Here is a 17,649-nt window from a genome sequence, read left to right as displayed (position 1 = left end):
CCTAAGGATATTATTTTGATGCTTTAATTCCTTTTTCATCAAAATACTTCTGTGCACCAGGATGTACGTCGATGCCTACACCCTTCAATGCATTCTCTGGTTTGATTTGCTTTGCTTTTGCATGCGTTACTTTATCCATGTTCTCAAACAAAGCCTTCGTTACCTCGTAAACTGTTTCTTCAGACAAGTCTTCCCTTGTAACAAGCATTGCTTGGACTGCAACTGTCGGCACTTCCTTTTTTAGCTTGTATACGCCCACAGGCACTTTATCCAATGTATAATATGGATACTTTTTGATTAGTTTTTCCGCTTTGTCGGCTTCAATCGGGACGATGACAACTTTTTCTGTTGCAGTCAATTGCTCTACAGCTCCTGTAGGTGTTCCAGCTGTAACGAAAGCAGCATCAATTGTGCCGTTTTGTAATCCTTCCACTGACTCATCAAAGCTCAAATCCTGCTTCTTAATATCTTCAAAACTCATACTGTACATTTCTAGTATTTGCTTTGCATTTCCGACCGTTCCTGAACCAGGAGCTCCAACGGAAACTTTCTTTCCTTTTAGATCCTTAACAGATTTAATCCCAGATTCCTCGGTCGTTACGATTTGAATTGTCTCAGAATATAGTGTTCCAATTGCTTTCACATTGTCGATTTTATTGTCCTTGAACATTTCCTTGCCTTCCTTAGCGTAGGAAGCTATATCTGTTTGCGAAAAAGCGATTTCACCACTGCCATCCTTAAGGGATTGAATGTTTTCAGCGGATGCACCTGTCGTTACAGCATCAGCTTTGATTCCCGCTTCATCCTTTATGACTTTGGCAAAAGATCCTCCAAGCGGGAAATATGTACCACCTGTCCCACCAGTTAAAATACTGATAAATTCTGCTTTTCCGCTCTTGCCATCTCCGCCTGCCTTTTTACTCTCTTTTCCACCGCATGCCGCTAGCAGCATCGATAGAGAAAGAAGCAAAATCAATGAAATAAGAAAACTCTTTTTTCTCATATTTTGAAAATTTCCCCCTTTTTTATAATTATTACAATATTAATGATAATATTACACAAATAATATAAATGGAGTCAAGTCTAACCTAGCATAACCTTGAAAAATAAACCTTGTTTCCTTGGAATATTGATAGGAATAAAGTAAACTTTTTAACACTAATTCGGAAGTTTCCTGCTTTCCAACTTACTGATAGCCTTCTATCTTCTGCTATCTGCCTTTAAACTAGAACTTTTCCATGTTATTATGCTACAATATCTTAACAAATAAGAAAATTTTGTGATTATTGTTGTATTGGAGGTCCGTGATGAATTACCCTAGAGGCACAATCAAAGAATTTACGCTGGATAGTGCAGCATTAAAGGAAGAAATGACACTGCTCGTCTATTTACCAGCATCCTTTTCTCCTCTATATAAATACACCGTACTTATTGCGCAGGATGGACGGGATTATTTTCAGTTAGGAAGAATCGGTCGGGTGGCAGATGAATTGCTTGCCGCAGGAGAGATTGAAAACCTGATTATTGTAGGAGTTCCCTATAAATCCGTCGAAGACCGGCGCCGGAAATACCATCCAGATGGAGAACAGCATAAGGATTATATCCGATTCCTTGCGCATGAGCTGGTAACATTCCTTGATGAAGAATATCCAACCTACCATATGGGAAGAGGTCGAGCATTGATAGGCGATTCCCTTGCAGCAACGGTTTCCCTTATGGCTGCGTTTGAATATCCCCATACTTTTGGGAAGGTTATTCTTCAATCTCCATATGTGGATCAATCGGTTCTGGATGCCGCGGAAGCTTTTTCTGATCCTTCCCTCCTTGGCATCTATCATACCATTGGGAACAAGGAGAAGGAGGTTGTTACAACAAGTGGAAAGAAAGAGGATTTCCTAACTCCGAACCGCAAGCTTTCTGCAATTTTAACAAGCCGGTTTCATGCCGATTATGAGGAATTCGATGGAAACCATACATGGACTTACTGGCAGCCTAACCTAAGAACCGCGCTCACTAAAATGTTTTCCTATGGAATTTAGCCTAAAGCACGCTTTTTCAATATGATAATTTTAGAATATTTGTTATAATGCGGGTAACTTCCCGTTAAGTTTGATGATTCAAGTCATAAAAATAGAGAAAATGGAGGTAGTCTTATGAAATTTGGGATTGTTATTTTTCCATCGAAAAAACTCCAAGATTATGCAAATTCTTTCCGCAAGCGTTACGACCCGCATTACGCTCTGATTCCGCCGCATATCACGTTGAAATCTGCGTTCGAAGCGACTGAAGAAGAGATTGGGCCAATTGCGAACAAAATTAGTGAAATTGCAGAAAAATTCAATCCCGTTCATCTTCAAGTCACAAAGTTCAGCTCGTTTTCTCCTGTCAATAATGTTATTTATTTGAAAGTTGACCCTACCGAAGAGCTTGAAAATCTGCATGAAGAATTGAAGGCTGCTTTTAAAAGTGAAACATCTTATAAATTTGTTCCACATATCACGCTCGGACAGGAAATGTCTGATGCAGAACACGCCGATGTATACGGCACCTTGCGTTTAAATACAATCCAATTCGACGAACATGCCGATCGTATCCACCTACTGTATCAGCTGGATAACGGATCTTGGACAGTGTATGAGACTTTCCGCCTTGGGAATGCTTCATTATGACCCAAGAAGTAAAGCATGTTCATGGTGAAAAGGGTCTACAGGATGCTTTTTACATTCGCAAGAAAGTTTTCATCGAGGAACAGAATGTCCCTGAAGAAGAGGAGTTAGATGAATTTGAGTCATCCTCTGCACATTTTGTCTTCTATCTTGATAGAGAACCTGCAGGTGCTGGCCGATTCCTAACAATAGATGGTATTGGCAAAATAGAGAGAATTTGTGTTCTGCCGTCTGCACGGAACACAGGTGCAGGATCTGCCATCATGGAAAAAATCGAGAATTACGCTAAATCGCAAAAAATAAATTTACTGAAGCTTAACGCACAGATTCAAGCCATCCCTTTTTACGAAAGACTGGGCTATGAAATTATTTCGGAGGAATTTATGGATGCGGGCATTCCTCATAGGACAATGAAAAAAGACTTATAACGATAAAGACTCCTGCAAAATAAGCAGGAGTCTTTTTAAATGGATAAAGAAATATGCTGCCCTTTCCCCGTCACCTCGGCATATGTCCTCTTTAACACTTCATCGTTCACCTTGCGTTTCAACGCCCTTTGCTGCCTGCCTTCGAATAGCAGCCTCTGTTGGGAGTCTGCAATAACCTCTTGGCCTTTCTTGGCCGGACTGAGTTTTTGGATGATTCGAAGCGGTTCTACTCCGTTAGAATGAAATTCTGCTGCAGCGTCTCTGTCCGCATAGTTCATATATTGAAAACTCGTATTATTCATTGGAAGTATATATCCCATTTTTCTACCTCCCGGGAACACAGCATTATATTGCCTCTTTATTTTCTTCACTATATAATACTTCTCTATACCCTTCTTTATGAGGGTCATAAACCTCTATTCAGACTTTTTTCTGTAGCGTCGGTCTGTTATGATTAAAAGTATGTAATTTTGCCTGGGAGAAGGAAATAGAATGAACACTGTTATACATAAAAATAAGCTGATCAGTCTCAAAGACTATCCCCGGTCAGATTGGCATCGACTGTATGATGACGGAAAAAAAGGCTTGCTATCTTGTCCGCAATGCGGGGCTTCCGTGCGGCTGCAGCTTGGTATCATAAAAAAACCAAAATTCCAGCATCACCCCAATAGAGAAAATTCTTGTGGAGATATTTCCATAAATGCTGACTCAACAATTTGCGAGAAAAAGAACGATTATATTGAACAAAATGGATTTAAAATGCCGAAATCCCGTCCTATTGGTATTATGGAACCTTCCGATGGTTTCACACCTGCCCAGTCCCTTATCACCAAGGCGTCTATTCCACCTTCCCGTCCTGGTGTTCCATCCGAAAAAGCAGGCTACGCACAAGAACTTCTCCATTCTGGTATTACATTCGATAGTAACCAATTGGAAGCAGTCCACGCACAAGAAGGCCCTTTGCTTATCATTGCAGGCGCGGGAAGTGGAAAAACAAGGGTTCTGACTGCTAGAACAGCCTATCTCTTGGAAGAAAAGAAAGTGCAACCGAATACATTGATGTTAGTGACCTTTACAGCTAAAGCCGCAGCTGAAATGAAAAAACGGCTAACCCTGTATCCTGCAATGAATCAAAATCGAATTTCAAAAATTGTCGCTGGGACATTTCATAGTATTTTTTATCGGATTCTGTCACACCATGACAGACAAAGATGGTCTAGCGACCGTCTTTTGAAGAAAGATTGGATGCGGGATCAGATTTTGAAAGAAGCTGGGAGAAAACTTGGTCTCGATGAAAAAGAGTTCGCCTATGATATAGCACTCCAACAAATCGGACTATGGAAAAATTCGATGACTCTACCCGATGAGGTAAAAGCTTCTAGTGCCTGGGAGGAAAAAGCAGCACTCTTATACAAACATTATGAGGAAATAAAAACTGCTCGTTCCTTATTTGACTTTGATGATATGCTTCTTGGCTGCCACCGCCTTTTCAAGAAAAACAGCAATCTTTTGGAAGCGTATCAAAACCGTTTCGAACATTTTCTCATCGATGAGTTCCAGGATATCAATAAGGTGCAATATGAACTGATCAAAATGCTGTCGAAGAGAACGAAGAATGTTTGTGCTGTCGGGGATGACGACCAATCGATTTATGCATTTAGGGGAAGCGATCCTTCCTACTTATTCCGTTTCCGAGAAGAATTCGAAGGCACGAAAGTTGTGGTGCTCGATCAAAATTACCGTTCTCCCCAAGAAATTGTGTCGACAGCTAACATAATCATTAGCGAAAATGGTACAAGACATAAAAAAGAGATGAAAGCTCAGCATGCTCACGGGCAATATCCTATCCTCTTCTACCCTTATGATGAGGAAGAAGAAGCAACGATGGTCGTTACTGATATACAGGAAAGGATAGAAAACGGTGCAAATCCAAGCGATTTTGCCATCCTCTTCCGAACTAATACATCTGGAAGGGCGATTTTTGAAAGGCTGGCTTCATCCAGTATCCCATTCCGGTTGGACCAAGACATCGACCCATTTTATGAAAGATTTATTATTAGAGGAATGCTGGGCTATTTCCGGCTTAGTTTGAATGAGGATAATCCCCGGGCAATCAAAGATATCCTTCCATCCTTATTTTTAAAACAAAGCGCCTATCGTGATATTCAAGCTGAGAGTATCTTGAAAGATTGTACCATGCTGGAGTCTCTCTCCTATGTGAAAACAGGCTTTGCTTTTCAGGAAAAGAAATTGCAAAGACTCTCTCGTCTCGTGCGAAAGCTCCGGACAATGTCCCCAATAGCAGCCATACAGGAAGTAGAGACTGAAATCGGCTTCCAGGATTTCATTAAGAAAAGAGGAAACGAAGGCAACGGGATGGAAAAAGGATCAGACGACATTCGCGACCTTAAGGTAGCCGCAAGAAGCTTTAGTACCCTCTCTGAATTCCTTGATCATGCTGATCATATGAACAGTATGAATAGAGAAATAAAGCAGCTGTCCAAATCCTTTCCTGCTGCTGTTACGCTCAGTACCATTCATCGTTCCAAGGGACTGGAATATAAAACGGTATACATTCTAGGAGCGGTTGACGGAAGTCTGCCTCATGATTTTGCTTTAGATACTTTATGCCAGGGTGATGCATCTGCTATCGAGGAAGAACGGAGACTCTTATATGTGGGAATTACAAGAGCGCAGGAGACATTATTCCTATCCGTACCGCTCCACCGCAGGGGCAGAAAAGCGCTTCCTTCAAGGTTTATAAGCAAACTAAAAAAAGCTCCAATCTAAAAAACAGGACCAGATTAACTGCTGGTCCTGACTTTTTTATGGATAGGCATTATTTTTGATTCATCATCTTGGCAATTGAATTGAAATCGAGATTCTTCCCATCCTTAACAATGGATTGGACGATTTTCTCTTCCATTTCCTTCGATACTGGTTTGTTAGCAATTTGTGATACCCTGCGAATAACACCTCGGACTGTGCTTTCATCCTTGAAATTGGCATTCTGGAGGGATCCAGCCAAATCAAGTATATCTTTCATATTTACTCCCGTTTTCTTTTCCACATTTTTAAAGAAGTGATTATCCATCATTCTTCACGCTCCTTCATAAGCTACTTTACATATTATGAAAGAGCGTTAGAATGGTGCACGACAGTTATGCATTTCTTTAACCTTTAGGCTTGAAAACGAGTGCTGCAATAAATCCGAAAACGATGGCTGCAGAAATTCCTGAACTCGTTACTTCGAACATGCCAGTAAGAACTCCTACGAGGCCATGCTTCTCTGCCTCCATCAGTGCACCATGTGCCAAGGAGTTCCCAAAGCTTGTAATAGGTACAGTTGCCCCTGCTCCCGCAAAATCTACCAGCGGTTCATACAGGCCAAAGCCGTCGAGAACTGCGCCTGAAACTACAAGGATGCTCATAGTATGCCCTGGAGTAAGTTTCGCCACATCAAACATGAGCTGTCCGATCACACAAATTAGCCCCCCAACGACAAAAGCCCAAAAAAACATCGGAAACAATATGGTTCCTCCTTCTGTTATTCTTTTATAAATTTAGTCGGACATCTCGATGGAAACTGCATGTGCTATACATGGAATCGTTTCTTTCTGTTGAAAAGACAGCGGAGAAAGAAGTGCTCCTGTAGCAACAACCAGGATTTTGCTGTAGATTCCTTTATGCATTTGTTTAAGTAAATGACCATAAAGCACTGTTGCTGAACAACCGGCCCCGCTCCCACCAGACATAACTGGTTGATCTTCTTTATAGATAAGGAGCCCGCAGTCCTCGAACCTTTCACGCTGCAGCATCACACCATACTTTCGGAGAAGTTCGTATGTGGTTTCTTGTCCTATTCTGCCTAAGTCTCCTGTCACAATTAGATCATAGTAAGAAGGGTCAATCTCCATATCCTTGAAGTGGGCAATGATTGTATCGGCAGCAGCAGGAGCCATCGCCCCTCCCATATTAAAAGGGTCGGATAGCCCCAAATCAACTACTTTACCAATCGTAGCAGATGTTGTAACGAGCTTGCCTTCCTTATTTTTATTATTGGAAAGAACTGCAGCCCCCGCTCCGGTTACTGTCCACTGGGCAGTAGGAGGCTTTTGTCCGCCATACTCAGTCGGGTAGCGGAACTGTTTCTCCACAGCAGCATTATGACTTGAAGCACCTGTTACAATCTTTTTCGCCCCATTGTAATTAATAATGAAAGAGCCAAGTGCCAATCCTTCCATTGATGTGGAGCATGCGCCAAATAATCCAAAATAAGGAATCGATAAGCTTCTAGCTGCAAAACTGGAGGGAGTGATTTGATTGATCAAATCACCAGCAAGCATAAATTCCATTTCTTCCGTTTCGCACCCCGATTTTTTGATTGCTGTTGTTATGGCTTCTTCTAATAAGAGAGTATGCGCCTTTTCATAAGAGTCTTTGCCCATCCAAAGATCCTCATGAATGATATCAAAGTCTTCGGCTAGCCTCCCGTTTCCTTCAAATGGACCTCCAGAAACTGCAGAAGCCTCAATGACAGGTCGATTTTGAAATACCCACGACTGCTTTCCCTTCAGCATCATAACACCCCCCACATTGTAAGTAGGGTCCTCACAAGCGCGACAATGAACGCTGAAAACACCCCGAACAATAACACCGTTCCCGCCAGCTTGAACATATTTCCACCAACACCAAGTACCATTCCTTCCGTTCTGTGTTCAATTGCTGCGGAAATAACTGAATTTCCAAACCCCGTAACGGGAACCGCACTGCCAGCCCCTGCGAACTGGCCAATATGATCATATACGCCAAATCCCGTTAGCAGCATGGAGAGGAAAATCATGGTTGCAACAGTAGGGTTTCCTGCAGTCTGTTCAGTAAAATCAAAATAATATATATAAAAATAAGTGATGGCTTGGCCAATAGTACAAATGAATCCTCCAACAAGAAATGCCCTTATGCAGTTTTTAAATACTGGTCGTTTTAATTCATGCTTTTTCTGCAGTTCCTGATACCCTTTTTCGACTGGTGATGGGCTTGTTTTCCTTCCCAATTATGCCATCTCCCTTCCTAAGTCATCGCTTTCTTCAGTTCAATTACCTTCTGCAGCTTCTCTTCTGCTTCTTTTTCAGAATAGCTTTGGTTTTCCATTTTATCCTTCAGCTCAATTGCTTCAATGAAAATTTTAAAGTCACTTGAGACGGTAAAGTTTTCCTTAGGATAATTTTTTTCCAACATTTTATTGATGTCCTTCTCAATTTGCTTCATCCTCATCCGGTGCATATGCTTAACCTTATAGACAACAAGCGTATCTTTTTTCCCTCTCACCACAGCGACATCATAAATTTGAGGGAGTGACTGAATATCGCGCTTTACTTTTAAGGCAAGCTTTTTATCTTTTTTGTTATTTCCCTCGACTTGTGCTGGTTCCGGATTCACTTGTTGCACTAATGATTTCCTGCTATCTTCCGACGTTCTGTTTTGGCAACCGGGCAAAATAAGACAGAGTGTTCCCAGAAACAAAATGCAGGTGATTAAATATAATTTCCTCATACGTTTCCCTTCCCATCCATATTCACTGATTCTACACCCATATTTTCCACATGCACTCATGCTTTTATGAATTTTTTTTTAAGAACTGCGTTCCAATTTATGATATTTGAATCATTCGTTTTTTTCAGTTTCAGCTTTCTCTGTTCCGGCATAATGTATGGTAGTGTTTTTTTTTAGTAATGGGTAACAGGGAGGGATGATCGTTTGAAAACACAGAATATTACTTGGCATTCCGGGAAGCTAGAGTCATCGGACAGGGAAAACGCATTTGGGCATAAAAGCTGCGTCCTTTGGATGACAGGATTATCTGGTTCAGGGAAATCCACGCTTGCGGTCGAAGTCGAACGGGAGTTATTTAACAGGGGCTTAAAGACCTTCCACCTGGATGGAGATAATCTTCGGTTCGGACTCAATAGAGATCTTGGTTTTAGTGAAATCGACAGGAAAGAAAATATCAGAAGGACAGGAGAAGTGGCGAAGCTGTTCTCTGATGCTGGAATCATTACCATCACTTCTTTTATATCCCCTTATATTGCGGACAGGGAAACGGTCAGAGAACTGATTAAAGAAAAGTTTATTGAGATATATGTGAAGTGCAGTGTAAATGAATGTGAGAGAAGGGACCCAAAAGGTCTTTACAAAAAAGCACGCAATGGAGAAATAAAGGGTTTTACAGGTATAGACGCACCCTATGAAGAGCCCATGACAGCTGAACTTATCGTTGAAACAGACCGTTCTACCGTTAAAGAGTGCGTAGAAAAAATCTTATCTTACCTAGAAGCGGCAAACATTATTTAACCGCTAGGAAAAAATGGGCGGATATCCTATTCCATTTTCCGCCCGCCATCATAACCTGTTAATGAAAAATAATCTATTCCATCAAGGAGGAAAAACCATGAGTTGCAATTCTGAGTACCACACAAGCAATTGTGTTTGTGATACCCTTCTCGCGATTGTGGAAGCCCAGGATAAAGTAGATGGACCAGGCAGTTGCACTTTCAGCTGCAACAACGCTATCCATGAACTGGTCGGCGGTGTGAGCAGCGGAAGATTCAACACTATCCCTGTTATCCTGACATGCAAAAACACTTGCCTTCCGTTCGTAGGAATAGGGGCAGCTATTGATACCACTCCAACACCGCCAACTAATAAACGCGTTTTTGAGTTTCCTATTTCCCCAATTTTCCGAGTAAATGACGTGGATCCAGAGACATGCTGTGCAACGCTTGAACTTTTGAGCAAAGATCCGACTATTGTTATCAAGAGTGGTCTGAAGACCGATCCAATCGACCTGTTAAACGCATTAACCGGCGAAGTGTTAGAAGAAACAGGTTCTTGCATCACCGTCGACTTGAACTGCTTCTGTGGAGTAACATGTCTGTCTCCAATCAATGTCTAAAGAAATGAGAAAAATTATGCTCCTGATTGAGGATCGGTATCTCCTATCAGGAGCGTTTGTTAAAGGGCTATTGGAGCCCTTTTTATTTTTTCAAAATCCAAAGCAAAAAGGGAATTCTTTTTAGAATTCCCTCCTCTCGTTAAATCAACCTCATCTTTTCAATGCTGTCGATTTCAACAAGCTTATGTCGTCTTCCCATCTTTAACTTTACCTTGCTACCGCGTTTACTGAGCACCTGAGCCCTTATACTTTTCCCCTCATACGTTATTTCACAGAAGGGACGATCGAGCACTGGTGGATAATGAACAAGCTTCCTGATAAGTTCTTTGATTGCTTTTTGTGTGATCCGTTCCTCTTGCGGTTGGTGATGGTCAACTGATTCATTAATTTCTTCTGATCGATTAATTTCTTCCGATTCATCGCTGCTCTTTCTCTCATCAGCTTCAGCTGTGTCGCGAGCTTGAAAACCGAGATCATCGTTTAGATAAATAGATTCTGCTTTCTTCAATTTATCTTCTAACTCTTGCGATAGCTCGAGGTCTGTAATATTGATACCAGAATCCCCTCGAAGCAAATCCTTCAAATCCATTTCAAATTCAATTGCTACCCGTCCATCCCCTTGGCCGCTATCGTGATCACTGCTTTCACGAGATGCTCCTGTATTTTCTCCGCAGCTGTTACAGCTCTTCTTGTTACGGTATGTCCGCTGCATCACAAAGCCATCCAATTCAAATTCCGGCTGGTTAATATATAGCAATGGCCTACCTTCAGCAGCCTTCTTCCGCGAATCATCTTTCATTTTCTACCCTCCCCGCTCAATGTTAATTTCCCATGACAGTATATGCTTAGGACAGGAAGGTGTTGAAGGTTCAATCAAAAACAGCATTTATTGCAAAAAAAAGCCTGCTAAACTTGTTAGCAGACAGTACTTCTTATCCAATGATATGGTATCCGGAATCCACATGGATATTTTCTCCTGTAATCCCTCTTGAGAGATCGCTGAACAAAAACAATGCAGTATCGCCGACTTCTTCCGGTGTTGTATTCCTGCGAAGCGGTGCCTTCTCCTCAATCTGGCGGAGAATGACGTTAAAATCACTTACTCCCTTCGCAGACAGCGTACGGATAGGTCCTGCAGAAATAGAGTTAACACGGATTCCATGCTTGCCAAAATCGGCAGCAAGGTAACGGACACTTGCATCAAGGGATGCTTTTGCAACACCCATTACATTATAGTTCTCCATGACACGCTCTCCGCCAAGATACGTTAGCGTGACAATGCTGCCACCTTCTGTCATCAAATCTTTTGCTTCTTTTGCCACTGCTGTCAATGAATAAGAACTGATATTATGCGCAAGAAGGAACCCGTCGCGCGTAACGTTCGTATAATCGCCCTGAAGCTCTTCCTTATTGGCGAAAGCAATACAGTGGGCAACTCCATGGATAATGCCAGTAGTTTCCTTTATTTCCGCGAAACACTTGGCAACATCCTCATCCTTAGTCACATCACAAGGAAGGACAAGATAGTTTTCATTTAAAGAACAGGCTAAGTCTCTTACGCTTCCTTCAAGCCTTTCACCAGCATATGTAAAAATCAAGTTTGCTCCTGCATCATGTAATGATTTTGCAATTCCCCAAGCAATGCTTCGCTTATTTGCAACTCCCATGACAACAAAGGTTTTTCCGTTCATTGATAGATTCATAACCTCATCCCCCTATTTGACACATGATATTAGTACCTAGTACTAATATTACACTATCTCCAACAAAAAGAAAAGCCTGCTAACATGACTACGACAGGCCAACAATATGGTTAGCACCACTCACAGTACTCAAGTTCTCGCTTCAGTTCATCGACATACTGCGACGATCCGGTGACAAGCAGCCGGTCATGGAGCAGGAGTTCCGTATCTCCATGCGGTACGAGCGATTCATTATTTCTAAGAATCCTGACAAAAATGACATCCCCAGTGAATGGAAATCTGCGGAGCATCATTCCATCGAATTGCTCATTAAGCATTTTTATCTCATAGAGAGAATTATCCTGGTTGGTAAGAAGTGTCATGATGCTTGGGGATTCAATCAGTGATTTTAATAGAACTGTTGATGACAGAAGGACTGAAAACACTTCAATTTCATTTGCTGTGAGGGTTTTTCCAAGCTCTGGACTCTCTATTCTTGCAATGACCCTTTCGGCACCGTTCTTTTTCGCCGCCATTGCAAGCTCAGCATTCGCTTCCTCTTCCCCCGTTGAAATGACAACAATATCTGCGGAAAAGACACCAGCTTCTTCAAGCGTTTCAGCCAAATAATCATCCACTTCACAAATATTGAAAACAGTATTTGCAATTGTTTTATCTGTTTTTTCCTGCTTTGTATGGTAAAGGGCAATTTCGTATAAAGAGGATTGGAGGTCCCTTGAGACAGGCAAAGTCATCTGGTTTGCTCCAATAAACGAAATGGATACCTTTCGTTCTCCCGGAGGCGTTTTTGGAAACAGCTTTTTGAACATCACTGGTGTGACGACACATGAAATAATCGCAACAAGAATAAGTGTGCCAGCCATTTCTACTGAAATTACTTCCATCCTCTTCCCAATCGTTGCAGCTGCGATGACAAGCGAAAGGGTTGATGTCAGTAAGAACCCTGATGCTAATGCAGTCTTCGTTCCGTACCATTTTTTCAAAATGAAGACAGGCAATACTTTTGAAAGCAATAGAGCAGCTAGTAAAAGCGGAATTAACAGCAGCAGCTTCTTTTCACTTAATAAGGACCAAACATCCAGTTCCGCACCAACCATAACAAAAAAGATTGGAATCAAAAAACCATAGCCGAATGAATCCAGCTTCTGAACCATTTCCTGGTTAGGCGCAAGCATGGAAACGAGTACACCTGCCAAAAAAGCTCCAAGGATATTTTCTGCCCCGACTGTTTCAGAGATCGCTACAAGTATGATTAATAGGGCAAAAACTGCCCGTGTACCAATTTGGGTCGTACCTGTAGCAAGTGTTTCTACAAGCTGACGGTTCTTGAACCTCTTCCCAATAAAATATAGCACCACACCTGCTGCAAACAGGATAAGCAAAAGCCACATGCTGGTGCCGCCATCACCGTAAATCGAGACAAAAACTGCAAGCAATAACATTGTGGTGAGGTCAGCAATGACAGCAACCAAGAGGATAATCTGTCCGATATTTGTTTTCATTAAGTGGGCTTCTTTTAAAGTAGGCACTACGACACCAAGAGAAATGGTCGAGATAATCAGAATCATCAATAGCAGATTATCAATAAAGCCTGCCGCTACAAATAAATAAGATAAACCTAAAGAAAGGAGAAATATACCTAAAAAAACAACAGAGGAAACTACAAACGCGTTTGGCTCCATCCTCCCATTCGGCAGTTTTTTCCTCTTCCCATTATTAGAAAATGCGCTAAAATCAATCTCAAGGCCACTCAAAAACATGAGAAATAAAAAACCAAGCGAGGAAAGCGTGGAGAGCCAAGCATCTTCGTGCACAAGATCAAAACCGCTTTTCCCGATGATAAGTCCCATCAAAATTTCAGCAACAACAACAGGAATCAAATTCAGCTTGAATCTGTGGAGAAAAATTGGTGTCAAAAATGCTGTCAGCATAACAATAACAAGAGAAAGAATTCCCGAATGTTCCATAGCAGCATCTCCTCTCTATTTTGTTAAATAACCCATAAAGGCTGATGCAATCCCAAAATAAATCAAGATGCTGATAATATCATTGATTGTAGTAATGAACGGTCCAGAAGCAACCGCAGGGTCAATATTCATTCTGTGCATGAACAGTGGAACGAGAGAGCCCGCAAGTGTTGCAACAATCAACGTACAAAATATCGATATTCCAACTAGCGCCCCTAGGAAAATGTCTCCCTGCCAAAAATAAACAATTAACGTAACGAGCACACCGCAAGTCAATCCAGTGATGAATCCCGTGCCTGCTTCACGGATTATGATGCTTCGCTTACTTTCTTTTTCAAAATCTCCTGTTGCAATTCCTCTTACCGCAACGGCAAGTGCCTGGGTTCCTGTATTACCAGCCATACCCGCAATTAATGGAATGAAAACAGCAAGGATTGCCACCTTGTTTAACGTATCCTCAAACTTTCCGATTAGGCTTGCGGTAAACATTCCGAGGAATAAGAGGATAACGAGCCATGGAAGGCGTTTGCGTGCAGCAGCAATTGGATTGCGGTCAATCCCATCTAGATCCGCGATACCTGCAAGTTTCGAATAATCATCAGAAGCTTCTTCTTCCATAACATCGATGATATCATCGACAGTAATGATTCCAAGCAAGTGGTGTTGAAAATCAACAACAGGAATTGCGAGGAAATTATAATCTCTCATTTTTCTTGCGACTTCTTCCTGATCCTCGCCTGCCATAGCATATACGACGCGGTCATTCATTACTTCCGATACCATGCTGTCATCCTCGCTAACGATTAAATCTCTGAGGGACATGACACCAACCAGCCTTTTGTCCTCGTCAATTACATATACATAGTAAATGGTTTCCGCCCTCGGGGCTTCTTTTTTCAGAATGTACATGGCTGAGCGAACAGTCTGGTTAGCAGCCAGCGCAATATACTCCGTCGTCATGATACTTCCTGCTGTATACTCTTCATAATGCAAAAGATCTTTGATCTCTTCTGCTGTTTCCTTGTCCATGATGGTGAGATAACTCGCTACCTGATCCTTATCAAGCTCATTCAATACATCAACAGCATCATCCGCATACATATTTGAAAGCATTTCTGCTGCGTAGTCCGGACTCATCTCAGAGAGAACATCTTGATATTCTTCTTCTTCCCCTTCTAGGTTCTCAAACAAATCAGCCATCTCATCAGGCGAAAGAAAGTAATACATCTTCTTTCGTCCTTCCTCATCCAATGACGAAAAAATAGCAGCTTGATCATAAGGGTGAAGTTCCAGAAATTCCTCCCGAAAAACATCAATATCCTCTCTCATGAGGGCTTTCAGGATTACATCTTCTGTTAAACGCTGTTTTGAGAGCGATTCGTTATTTTCCGCCAATCTTCCGCACCCCCTATCTATCTGCTCCTAATAGTAGCATTTCTTTTTTTTATTGTCCTAACAAAACCTTTTTTAAGGAAAGAGAAAGCAAGCCGGAATTCATATCGGCTTGCTTTCTTCTATTGCTTTTTGCATATCCATAGGACGTTTTGCGGTAAAAACCATCTCCTCGGCCGTAAAGGGGTGAACAAAGGTGATTTTCTCGCAATGCAGAGCTTGCCGTGACATTCCAGCTGTGGTTCCCCCATAAAGATCATCACCGACCAATGGATGCCCCATATGAGCCATATGGACACGTATTTGATGGGTTCTCCCCGTCTTTAAACTAATTGCAGCATGCGTGAAAGATTGATATCTCTGAATAACCTTATATAGTGTACAGGCATACTGTCCGCTCGGATGGACGTGGCGTTCAATAATGCTGTCAGGCTTCCTGGCTATTGGCTCCTCGATTACCCCTTCATCCTCCTGAAGAATCCCTTCTACCAACGCCTCATAGGAGCGCTTCACGCTACCGGATTTCTGCTGCTCGCTCATCAAATGGTGAACATGCCTATGCTTTGCAACAAGGACGATTCCAGATGTATCACGGTCAAGCCTTGTGATGATATGTGTAGTTGCCTCTATATTCTTTTCACGGTAATACCCTATAAGCCCATTGGCAAGGCTTCCAGCGGGATGCTCACGTGAAGGTATTGTACTCATCCCTGCAGGCTTATTGATGACGAGAAAGTAATCGTCTTCATAGAGAATATCCAGCGGGAACCGTTCTTCGATGATGCCTGCTGAAGGTTCTTCCTTAGGGAAAATCACTTCCACGATGTCTTCCACATCTAGAACCTTTTGAACAGTCACTTCCTCCTCATTCACAAGCAGCTTACCGCCTTTAAACTTAATATCGGTTAACGCAGACCTTGAGATTGACTTTCCTTTCAGAAAATCCCGTAGGCTGTTATTTTTCTCATCAACCGAAACCTTCCATCGCAATTTGAAGTTATTCATGACAAACTCCTGAATTCGTGTTAATCGGAAATAAAAGAATCATGTACTCTTTTCCAAAATGGAAAAGGTCTAAAGCGTGCAAACCTCATTTTTTCATCAGCGACTCTGAACTGAATGGATTTGACATCATGATGCAATAGCGTCAGGTGATCAACTGTCATATGAAAATCTGTCCGGTTCACCGGCTTTAAGATACATGTATGGTGTGCAGGTAGGATGAGCGGGGAACCAACCGTCCTGAACACTCGGTTATTGATGGACGCCATTTCTGTCAGCTGGATAGCTGACAGTGAAGGATGGAGAATCGCCCCCCCCAGTGCCTTATTGTATGCTGTGCTGCCAGAAGGTGTAGAAATACATAAACCGTCCCCGCGGAACCTTTCAAAATGCTGGCCGCGAATTTCCACATCCATTACAAGAGTGCCATCCACCGCTTTGACGGTGGACTCATTCAACGCAAGATAACGGGTCTCCCTGCCGCCATTCTGATAGCGAACAATCACTTCAAGCAAAGGATATTCCACTACTTGAAATGGCGTCTTAGCGATGGCAATCACAAGTTTTTCAATTTCTTCTGGAACCCAATCTGCATAGAATCCGAGATGACCTGTATGCACACCCACAAAAGCAGTGCGGTCCAGCCTGCTTGAATAACGGTGGAACGCATAGAGAAGGGTTCCATCACCGCCTACGGAAATACAGATGTCTGGCTGTTCTTCATCATATGTAAGGTCAAAATCTTGTAAATAGGTCCTCATCTTTTGTGCCAGCGAATTGGACCTTGAATCTCCTTTTGACGTGACTGTGAACTTCAATTGCCGCTCCTCCTTTTGAAACGCAGTTTTGGTCAGGCACCTGTTTTATTCCCGTCCTTTTGCAATTCTTTCTTTCGTGTAAAAAACGCCTGAGCTTCCTGGATTTCATTTCTGATAATAGACATCTCCTCATCGAGTCTGAATGCTGCCTCCGCTGCACGCTGCAGCCTAAGCTGGATGTCTTCAGGGAACTGTCCTTCATACTTATAATTCAAGGAATGCTCGATCGTTGCCCAGAAGTTCATGGCAAGTGTGCGAATTTGAATTTCTGCAAGTATTTTCTTTTCCCCATTAATGGTCTGCACAGGGTACTCGATTACTACGTGATAAGAGCGATATCCGCTTGCTTTCTTGTGAGAGATGTAATCTCGTTCCTCGATGATGGCAAAATCATTGCGTTTCCTTAACATTTCCACAAGCGGTTTAATATCATCGACAAACTGACACATCATGCGTAATCCTGCAATATCCTGCATCTCTGTCTCCAGCCTGTCTAGGGAAATTCCTTTTTGATTTGCTTTATCAAGGATACTTGCAATCGGTTTTACTCTTCCTGTGACAAATTCAATAGGAGAATGCTCCGCATTCAGCTCGTATTGGCTTCTCATCCCCTTAAGCTTTACTTTCAGTTCTTCAACCGCCTGCTTATATGGCTCCAGAAACAAATCCCATTGTTTCATTGCTGCTCACCTCACCCGAATCTGTTCAACTCAACCTTCTA

At 42.1% G+C, this 17,649-nt stretch carries 20 protein-coding genes; 6 read left to right on the top strand and 14 right to left on the bottom strand.

Translation table 11 applies throughout. The features are described from left to right. Positions 1–10: 10 nt before the first annotated feature. Positions 11–1,003, bottom strand: coding sequence for a TAXI family TRAP transporter solute-binding subunit (locus BQ5796_RS04745; RefSeq protein WP_071459181.1), 993 nt, complete (start codon positions 1,001–1,003; stop codon positions 11–13). A gap of 304 nt (positions 1,004–1,307) precedes the next feature. Here BQ5796_RS04745 and BQ5796_RS04740 point away from each other — a divergent pair, with 304 nt between their 5' ends. The 3 genes from BQ5796_RS04740 (at position 1,308) to BQ5796_RS04730 (ending at position 3,094) form a co-directional block, all read left to right on the top strand. Further along, positions 1,308–2,039, top strand: coding sequence for an alpha/beta hydrolase (locus BQ5796_RS04740; RefSeq protein WP_200792864.1), 732 nt, complete (start codon positions 1,308–1,310; stop codon positions 2,037–2,039). Between the two features lie 114 nt (positions 2,040–2,153). Continuing rightward, the gene (locus BQ5796_RS04735; protein WP_071459179.1) at positions 2,154–2,669 is read left to right on the top strand and encodes a 2'-5' RNA ligase family protein; all 516 of its coding nucleotides are present in this window, start codon (positions 2,154–2,156) and stop codon (positions 2,667–2,669) included. Then, complete coding sequence (locus BQ5796_RS04730; RefSeq protein WP_071459178.1) at positions 2,666–3,094, top strand: GNAT family N-acetyltransferase; 429 nt, start codon at positions 2,666–2,668, stop codon at positions 3,092–3,094. Before BQ5796_RS04735 ends, BQ5796_RS04730 begins: the two co-directional genes overlap by 4 nt. Before the next feature lie 35 nt (positions 3,095–3,129). On the opposite strand, the gene BQ5796_RS04725 is transcribed toward BQ5796_RS04730, so the two are convergent. Next, complete coding sequence (locus BQ5796_RS04725) at positions 3,130–3,414, bottom strand: hypothetical protein (protein ID WP_071459177.1); 285 nt, start codon at positions 3,412–3,414, stop codon at positions 3,130–3,132. Positions 3,415–3,586: 172 nt separating this feature from the next. Here BQ5796_RS04725 and BQ5796_RS04720 point away from each other — a divergent pair, with 172 nt between their 5' ends. Further along, positions 3,587–5,884, top strand: coding sequence for a UvrD-helicase domain-containing protein (locus BQ5796_RS04720; RefSeq protein ID WP_071459176.1), 2,298 nt, complete (start codon positions 3,587–3,589; stop codon positions 5,882–5,884). Positions 5,885–5,933: 49 nt separating this feature from the next. Here BQ5796_RS04720 and spoVIF read toward each other — a convergent pair whose 3' ends face one another. The 5 genes from spoVIF to BQ5796_RS04695 all read right to left on the bottom strand — a co-directional run bounded on the left by spoVIF (position 5,934) and on the right by BQ5796_RS04695 (position 8,542). Next, positions 5,934–6,188 carry a sporulation-specific transcription regulator SpoVIF gene (gene spoVIF / locus BQ5796_RS04715; protein WP_071461147.1) on the bottom strand — a complete coding sequence of 85 codons (255 nt, stop codon included), beginning with the start codon at positions 6,186–6,188 and terminating at the stop codon, positions 5,934–5,936. 79 nt (positions 6,189–6,267) lie between these two features. Continuing rightward, positions 6,268–6,624: a stage V sporulation protein AE gene (spoVAE, locus tag BQ5796_RS04710; RefSeq protein ID WP_097677976.1), complete on the bottom strand. Its 357-nt coding sequence runs from the start codon at positions 6,622–6,624 to the stop codon at positions 6,268–6,270. 33 nt (positions 6,625–6,657) lie between these two features. Next, complete coding sequence (gene spoVAD / locus BQ5796_RS04705; RefSeq protein ID WP_071459175.1) at positions 6,658–7,674, bottom strand: stage V sporulation protein AD; 1,017 nt, start codon at positions 7,672–7,674, stop codon at positions 6,658–6,660. Continuing rightward, positions 7,674–8,147: a stage V sporulation protein AC gene (gene spoVAC, locus BQ5796_RS04700; RefSeq protein WP_071459174.1), complete on the bottom strand. Its 474-nt coding sequence runs from the start codon at positions 8,145–8,147 to the stop codon at positions 7,674–7,676. The genes spoVAD and spoVAC overlap by 1 nt, the downstream gene beginning before the upstream one ends. Positions 8,148–8,164: 17 nt before the next feature. Continuing rightward, positions 8,165–8,542: a YhcN/YlaJ family sporulation lipoprotein gene (locus BQ5796_RS04695; protein ID WP_234969304.1), complete on the bottom strand. Its 378-nt coding sequence runs from the start codon at positions 8,540–8,542 to the stop codon at positions 8,165–8,167. 309 nt (positions 8,543–8,851) lie between these two features. On the opposite strand from BQ5796_RS04695, the gene cysC reads away from it, so the two are divergent. Continuing rightward, a complete protein-coding gene (gene cysC / locus BQ5796_RS04690; RefSeq protein WP_071459172.1) occupies positions 8,852–9,445 on the top strand; it encodes an adenylyl-sulfate kinase in 594 nt (197 codons plus the stop codon). A gap of 97 nt (positions 9,446–9,542) precedes the next feature. Next, positions 9,543–10,046: a CotY/CotZ family spore coat protein gene (locus tag BQ5796_RS04685; RefSeq protein WP_071459171.1), complete on the top strand. Its 504-nt coding sequence runs from the start codon at positions 9,543–9,545 to the stop codon at positions 10,044–10,046. Positions 10,047–10,185: 139 nt separating this feature from the next. Here BQ5796_RS04685 and BQ5796_RS04680 read toward each other — a convergent pair whose 3' ends face one another. The 7 genes from BQ5796_RS04680 to yjbM all read right to left on the bottom strand — a co-directional run bounded on the left by BQ5796_RS04680 (position 10,186) and on the right by yjbM (position 17,608). Beyond that, positions 10,186–10,845 (bottom strand): CotO family spore coat protein, encoded by a 660-nt coding sequence (locus BQ5796_RS04680; protein ID WP_071459170.1) that lies wholly within the window; start codon positions 10,843–10,845, stop codon positions 10,186–10,188. 133 nt (positions 10,846–10,978) lie between these two features. Beyond that, on the bottom strand, positions 10,979–11,749 hold the full coding sequence (gene fabI, locus BQ5796_RS04675) for an enoyl-ACP reductase FabI (RefSeq protein WP_071459169.1): 771 nt from the start codon (positions 11,747–11,749) through the stop codon (positions 10,979–10,981). Positions 11,750–11,859: 110 nt separating this feature from the next. Beyond that, the gene (locus BQ5796_RS04670; RefSeq protein ID WP_071459168.1) at positions 11,860–13,716 is read right to left on the bottom strand and encodes a monovalent cation:proton antiporter family protein; all 1,857 of its coding nucleotides are present in this window, start codon (positions 13,714–13,716) and stop codon (positions 11,860–11,862) included. Between the two features lie 15 nt (positions 13,717–13,731). Beyond that, the gene (gene mgtE / locus BQ5796_RS04665; protein WP_083413160.1) at positions 13,732–15,045 is read right to left on the bottom strand and encodes a magnesium transporter; all 1,314 of its coding nucleotides are present in this window, start codon (positions 15,043–15,045) and stop codon (positions 13,732–13,734) included. 165 nt (positions 15,046–15,210) lie between these two features. Next, entirely contained in the window at positions 15,211–16,113 is a 903-nt protein-coding gene (locus BQ5796_RS04660) for an RluA family pseudouridine synthase (protein WP_071459166.1), read from the bottom strand. A 20-nt stretch (positions 16,114–16,133) separates the two neighbouring features. Further along, the gene (locus tag BQ5796_RS04655; RefSeq protein WP_071459165.1) at positions 16,134–16,928 is read right to left on the bottom strand and encodes an NAD kinase; all 795 of its coding nucleotides are present in this window, start codon (positions 16,926–16,928) and stop codon (positions 16,134–16,136) included. 32 nt (positions 16,929–16,960) lie between these two features. Then, on the bottom strand, positions 16,961–17,608 hold the full coding sequence (gene yjbM, locus BQ5796_RS04650; RefSeq protein ID WP_071459164.1) for a GTP diphosphokinase: 648 nt from the start codon (positions 17,606–17,608) through the stop codon (positions 16,961–16,963). Between the last annotated feature and the right edge of the window lie 41 nt (positions 17,609–17,649).

The organism is Bacillus massilinigeriensis, assembly GCF_900111815.1.
Taxonomy (GTDB): domain Bacteria; phylum Bacillota; class Bacilli; order Bacillales; family Cytobacillaceae; genus Mesobacillus_C; species Mesobacillus_C mediterraneensis.
Note: the sequence above shows the minus strand (reverse complement) of the source record. Positions and strands in the feature narration are given on the sequence as shown.

Coding starts and splice junctions, on each gene's coding strand:
- spoVIF (WP_071461147.1), bottom strand. CDS start 6,188: ATGGATAATCACTTCTTTAAAAATGTGGAAAAGAAAACGGGAGTAAAT.
- fabI (WP_071459169.1), bottom strand. CDS start 11,749: ATGAATCTATCAATGAACGGAAAAACCTTTGTTGTCATGGGAGTTGCA.
- BQ5796_RS04725 (WP_071459177.1), bottom strand. CDS start 3,414: ATGGGATATATACTTCCAATGAATAATACGAGTTTTCAATATATGAAC.
- BQ5796_RS04660 (WP_071459166.1), bottom strand. CDS start 16,113: ATGAATAACTTCAAATTGCGATGGAAGGTTTCGGTTGATGAGAAAAAT.
- BQ5796_RS04740 (WP_200792864.1), top strand. CDS start 1,308: ATGAATTACCCTAGAGGCACAATCAAAGAATTTACGCTGGATAGTGCA.
- BQ5796_RS04720 (WP_071459176.1), top strand. CDS start 3,587: ATGAACACTGTTATACATAAAAATAAGCTGATCAGTCTCAAAGACTAT.
- BQ5796_RS04680 (WP_071459170.1), bottom strand. CDS start 10,845: ATGAAAGATGATTCGCGGAAGAAGGCTGCTGAAGGTAGGCCATTGCTA.
- BQ5796_RS04730 (WP_071459178.1), top strand. CDS start 2,666: ATGACCCAAGAAGTAAAGCATGTTCATGGTGAAAAGGGTCTACAGGAT.
- BQ5796_RS04670 (WP_071459168.1), bottom strand. CDS start 13,716: ATGGAACATTCGGGAATTCTTTCTCTTGTTATTGTTATGCTGACAGCA.
- mgtE (WP_083413160.1), bottom strand. CDS start 15,045: ATGAGAGAGGATATTGATGTTTTTCGGGAGGAATTTCTGGAACTTCAC.
- BQ5796_RS04685 (WP_071459171.1), top strand. CDS start 9,543: ATGAGTTGCAATTCTGAGTACCACACAAGCAATTGTGTTTGTGATACC.
- yjbM (WP_071459164.1), bottom strand. CDS start 17,608: ATGAAACAATGGGATTTGTTTCTGGAGCCATATAAGCAGGCGGTTGAA.
- BQ5796_RS04745 (WP_071459181.1), bottom strand. CDS start 1,003: ATGAGAAAAAAGAGTTTTCTTATTTCATTGATTTTGCTTCTTTCTCTA.
- BQ5796_RS04735 (WP_071459179.1), top strand. CDS start 2,154: ATGAAATTTGGGATTGTTATTTTTCCATCGAAAAAACTCCAAGATTAT.
- spoVAD (WP_071459175.1), bottom strand. CDS start 7,674: ATGCTGAAGGGAAAGCAGTCGTGGGTATTTCAAAATCGACCTGTCATT.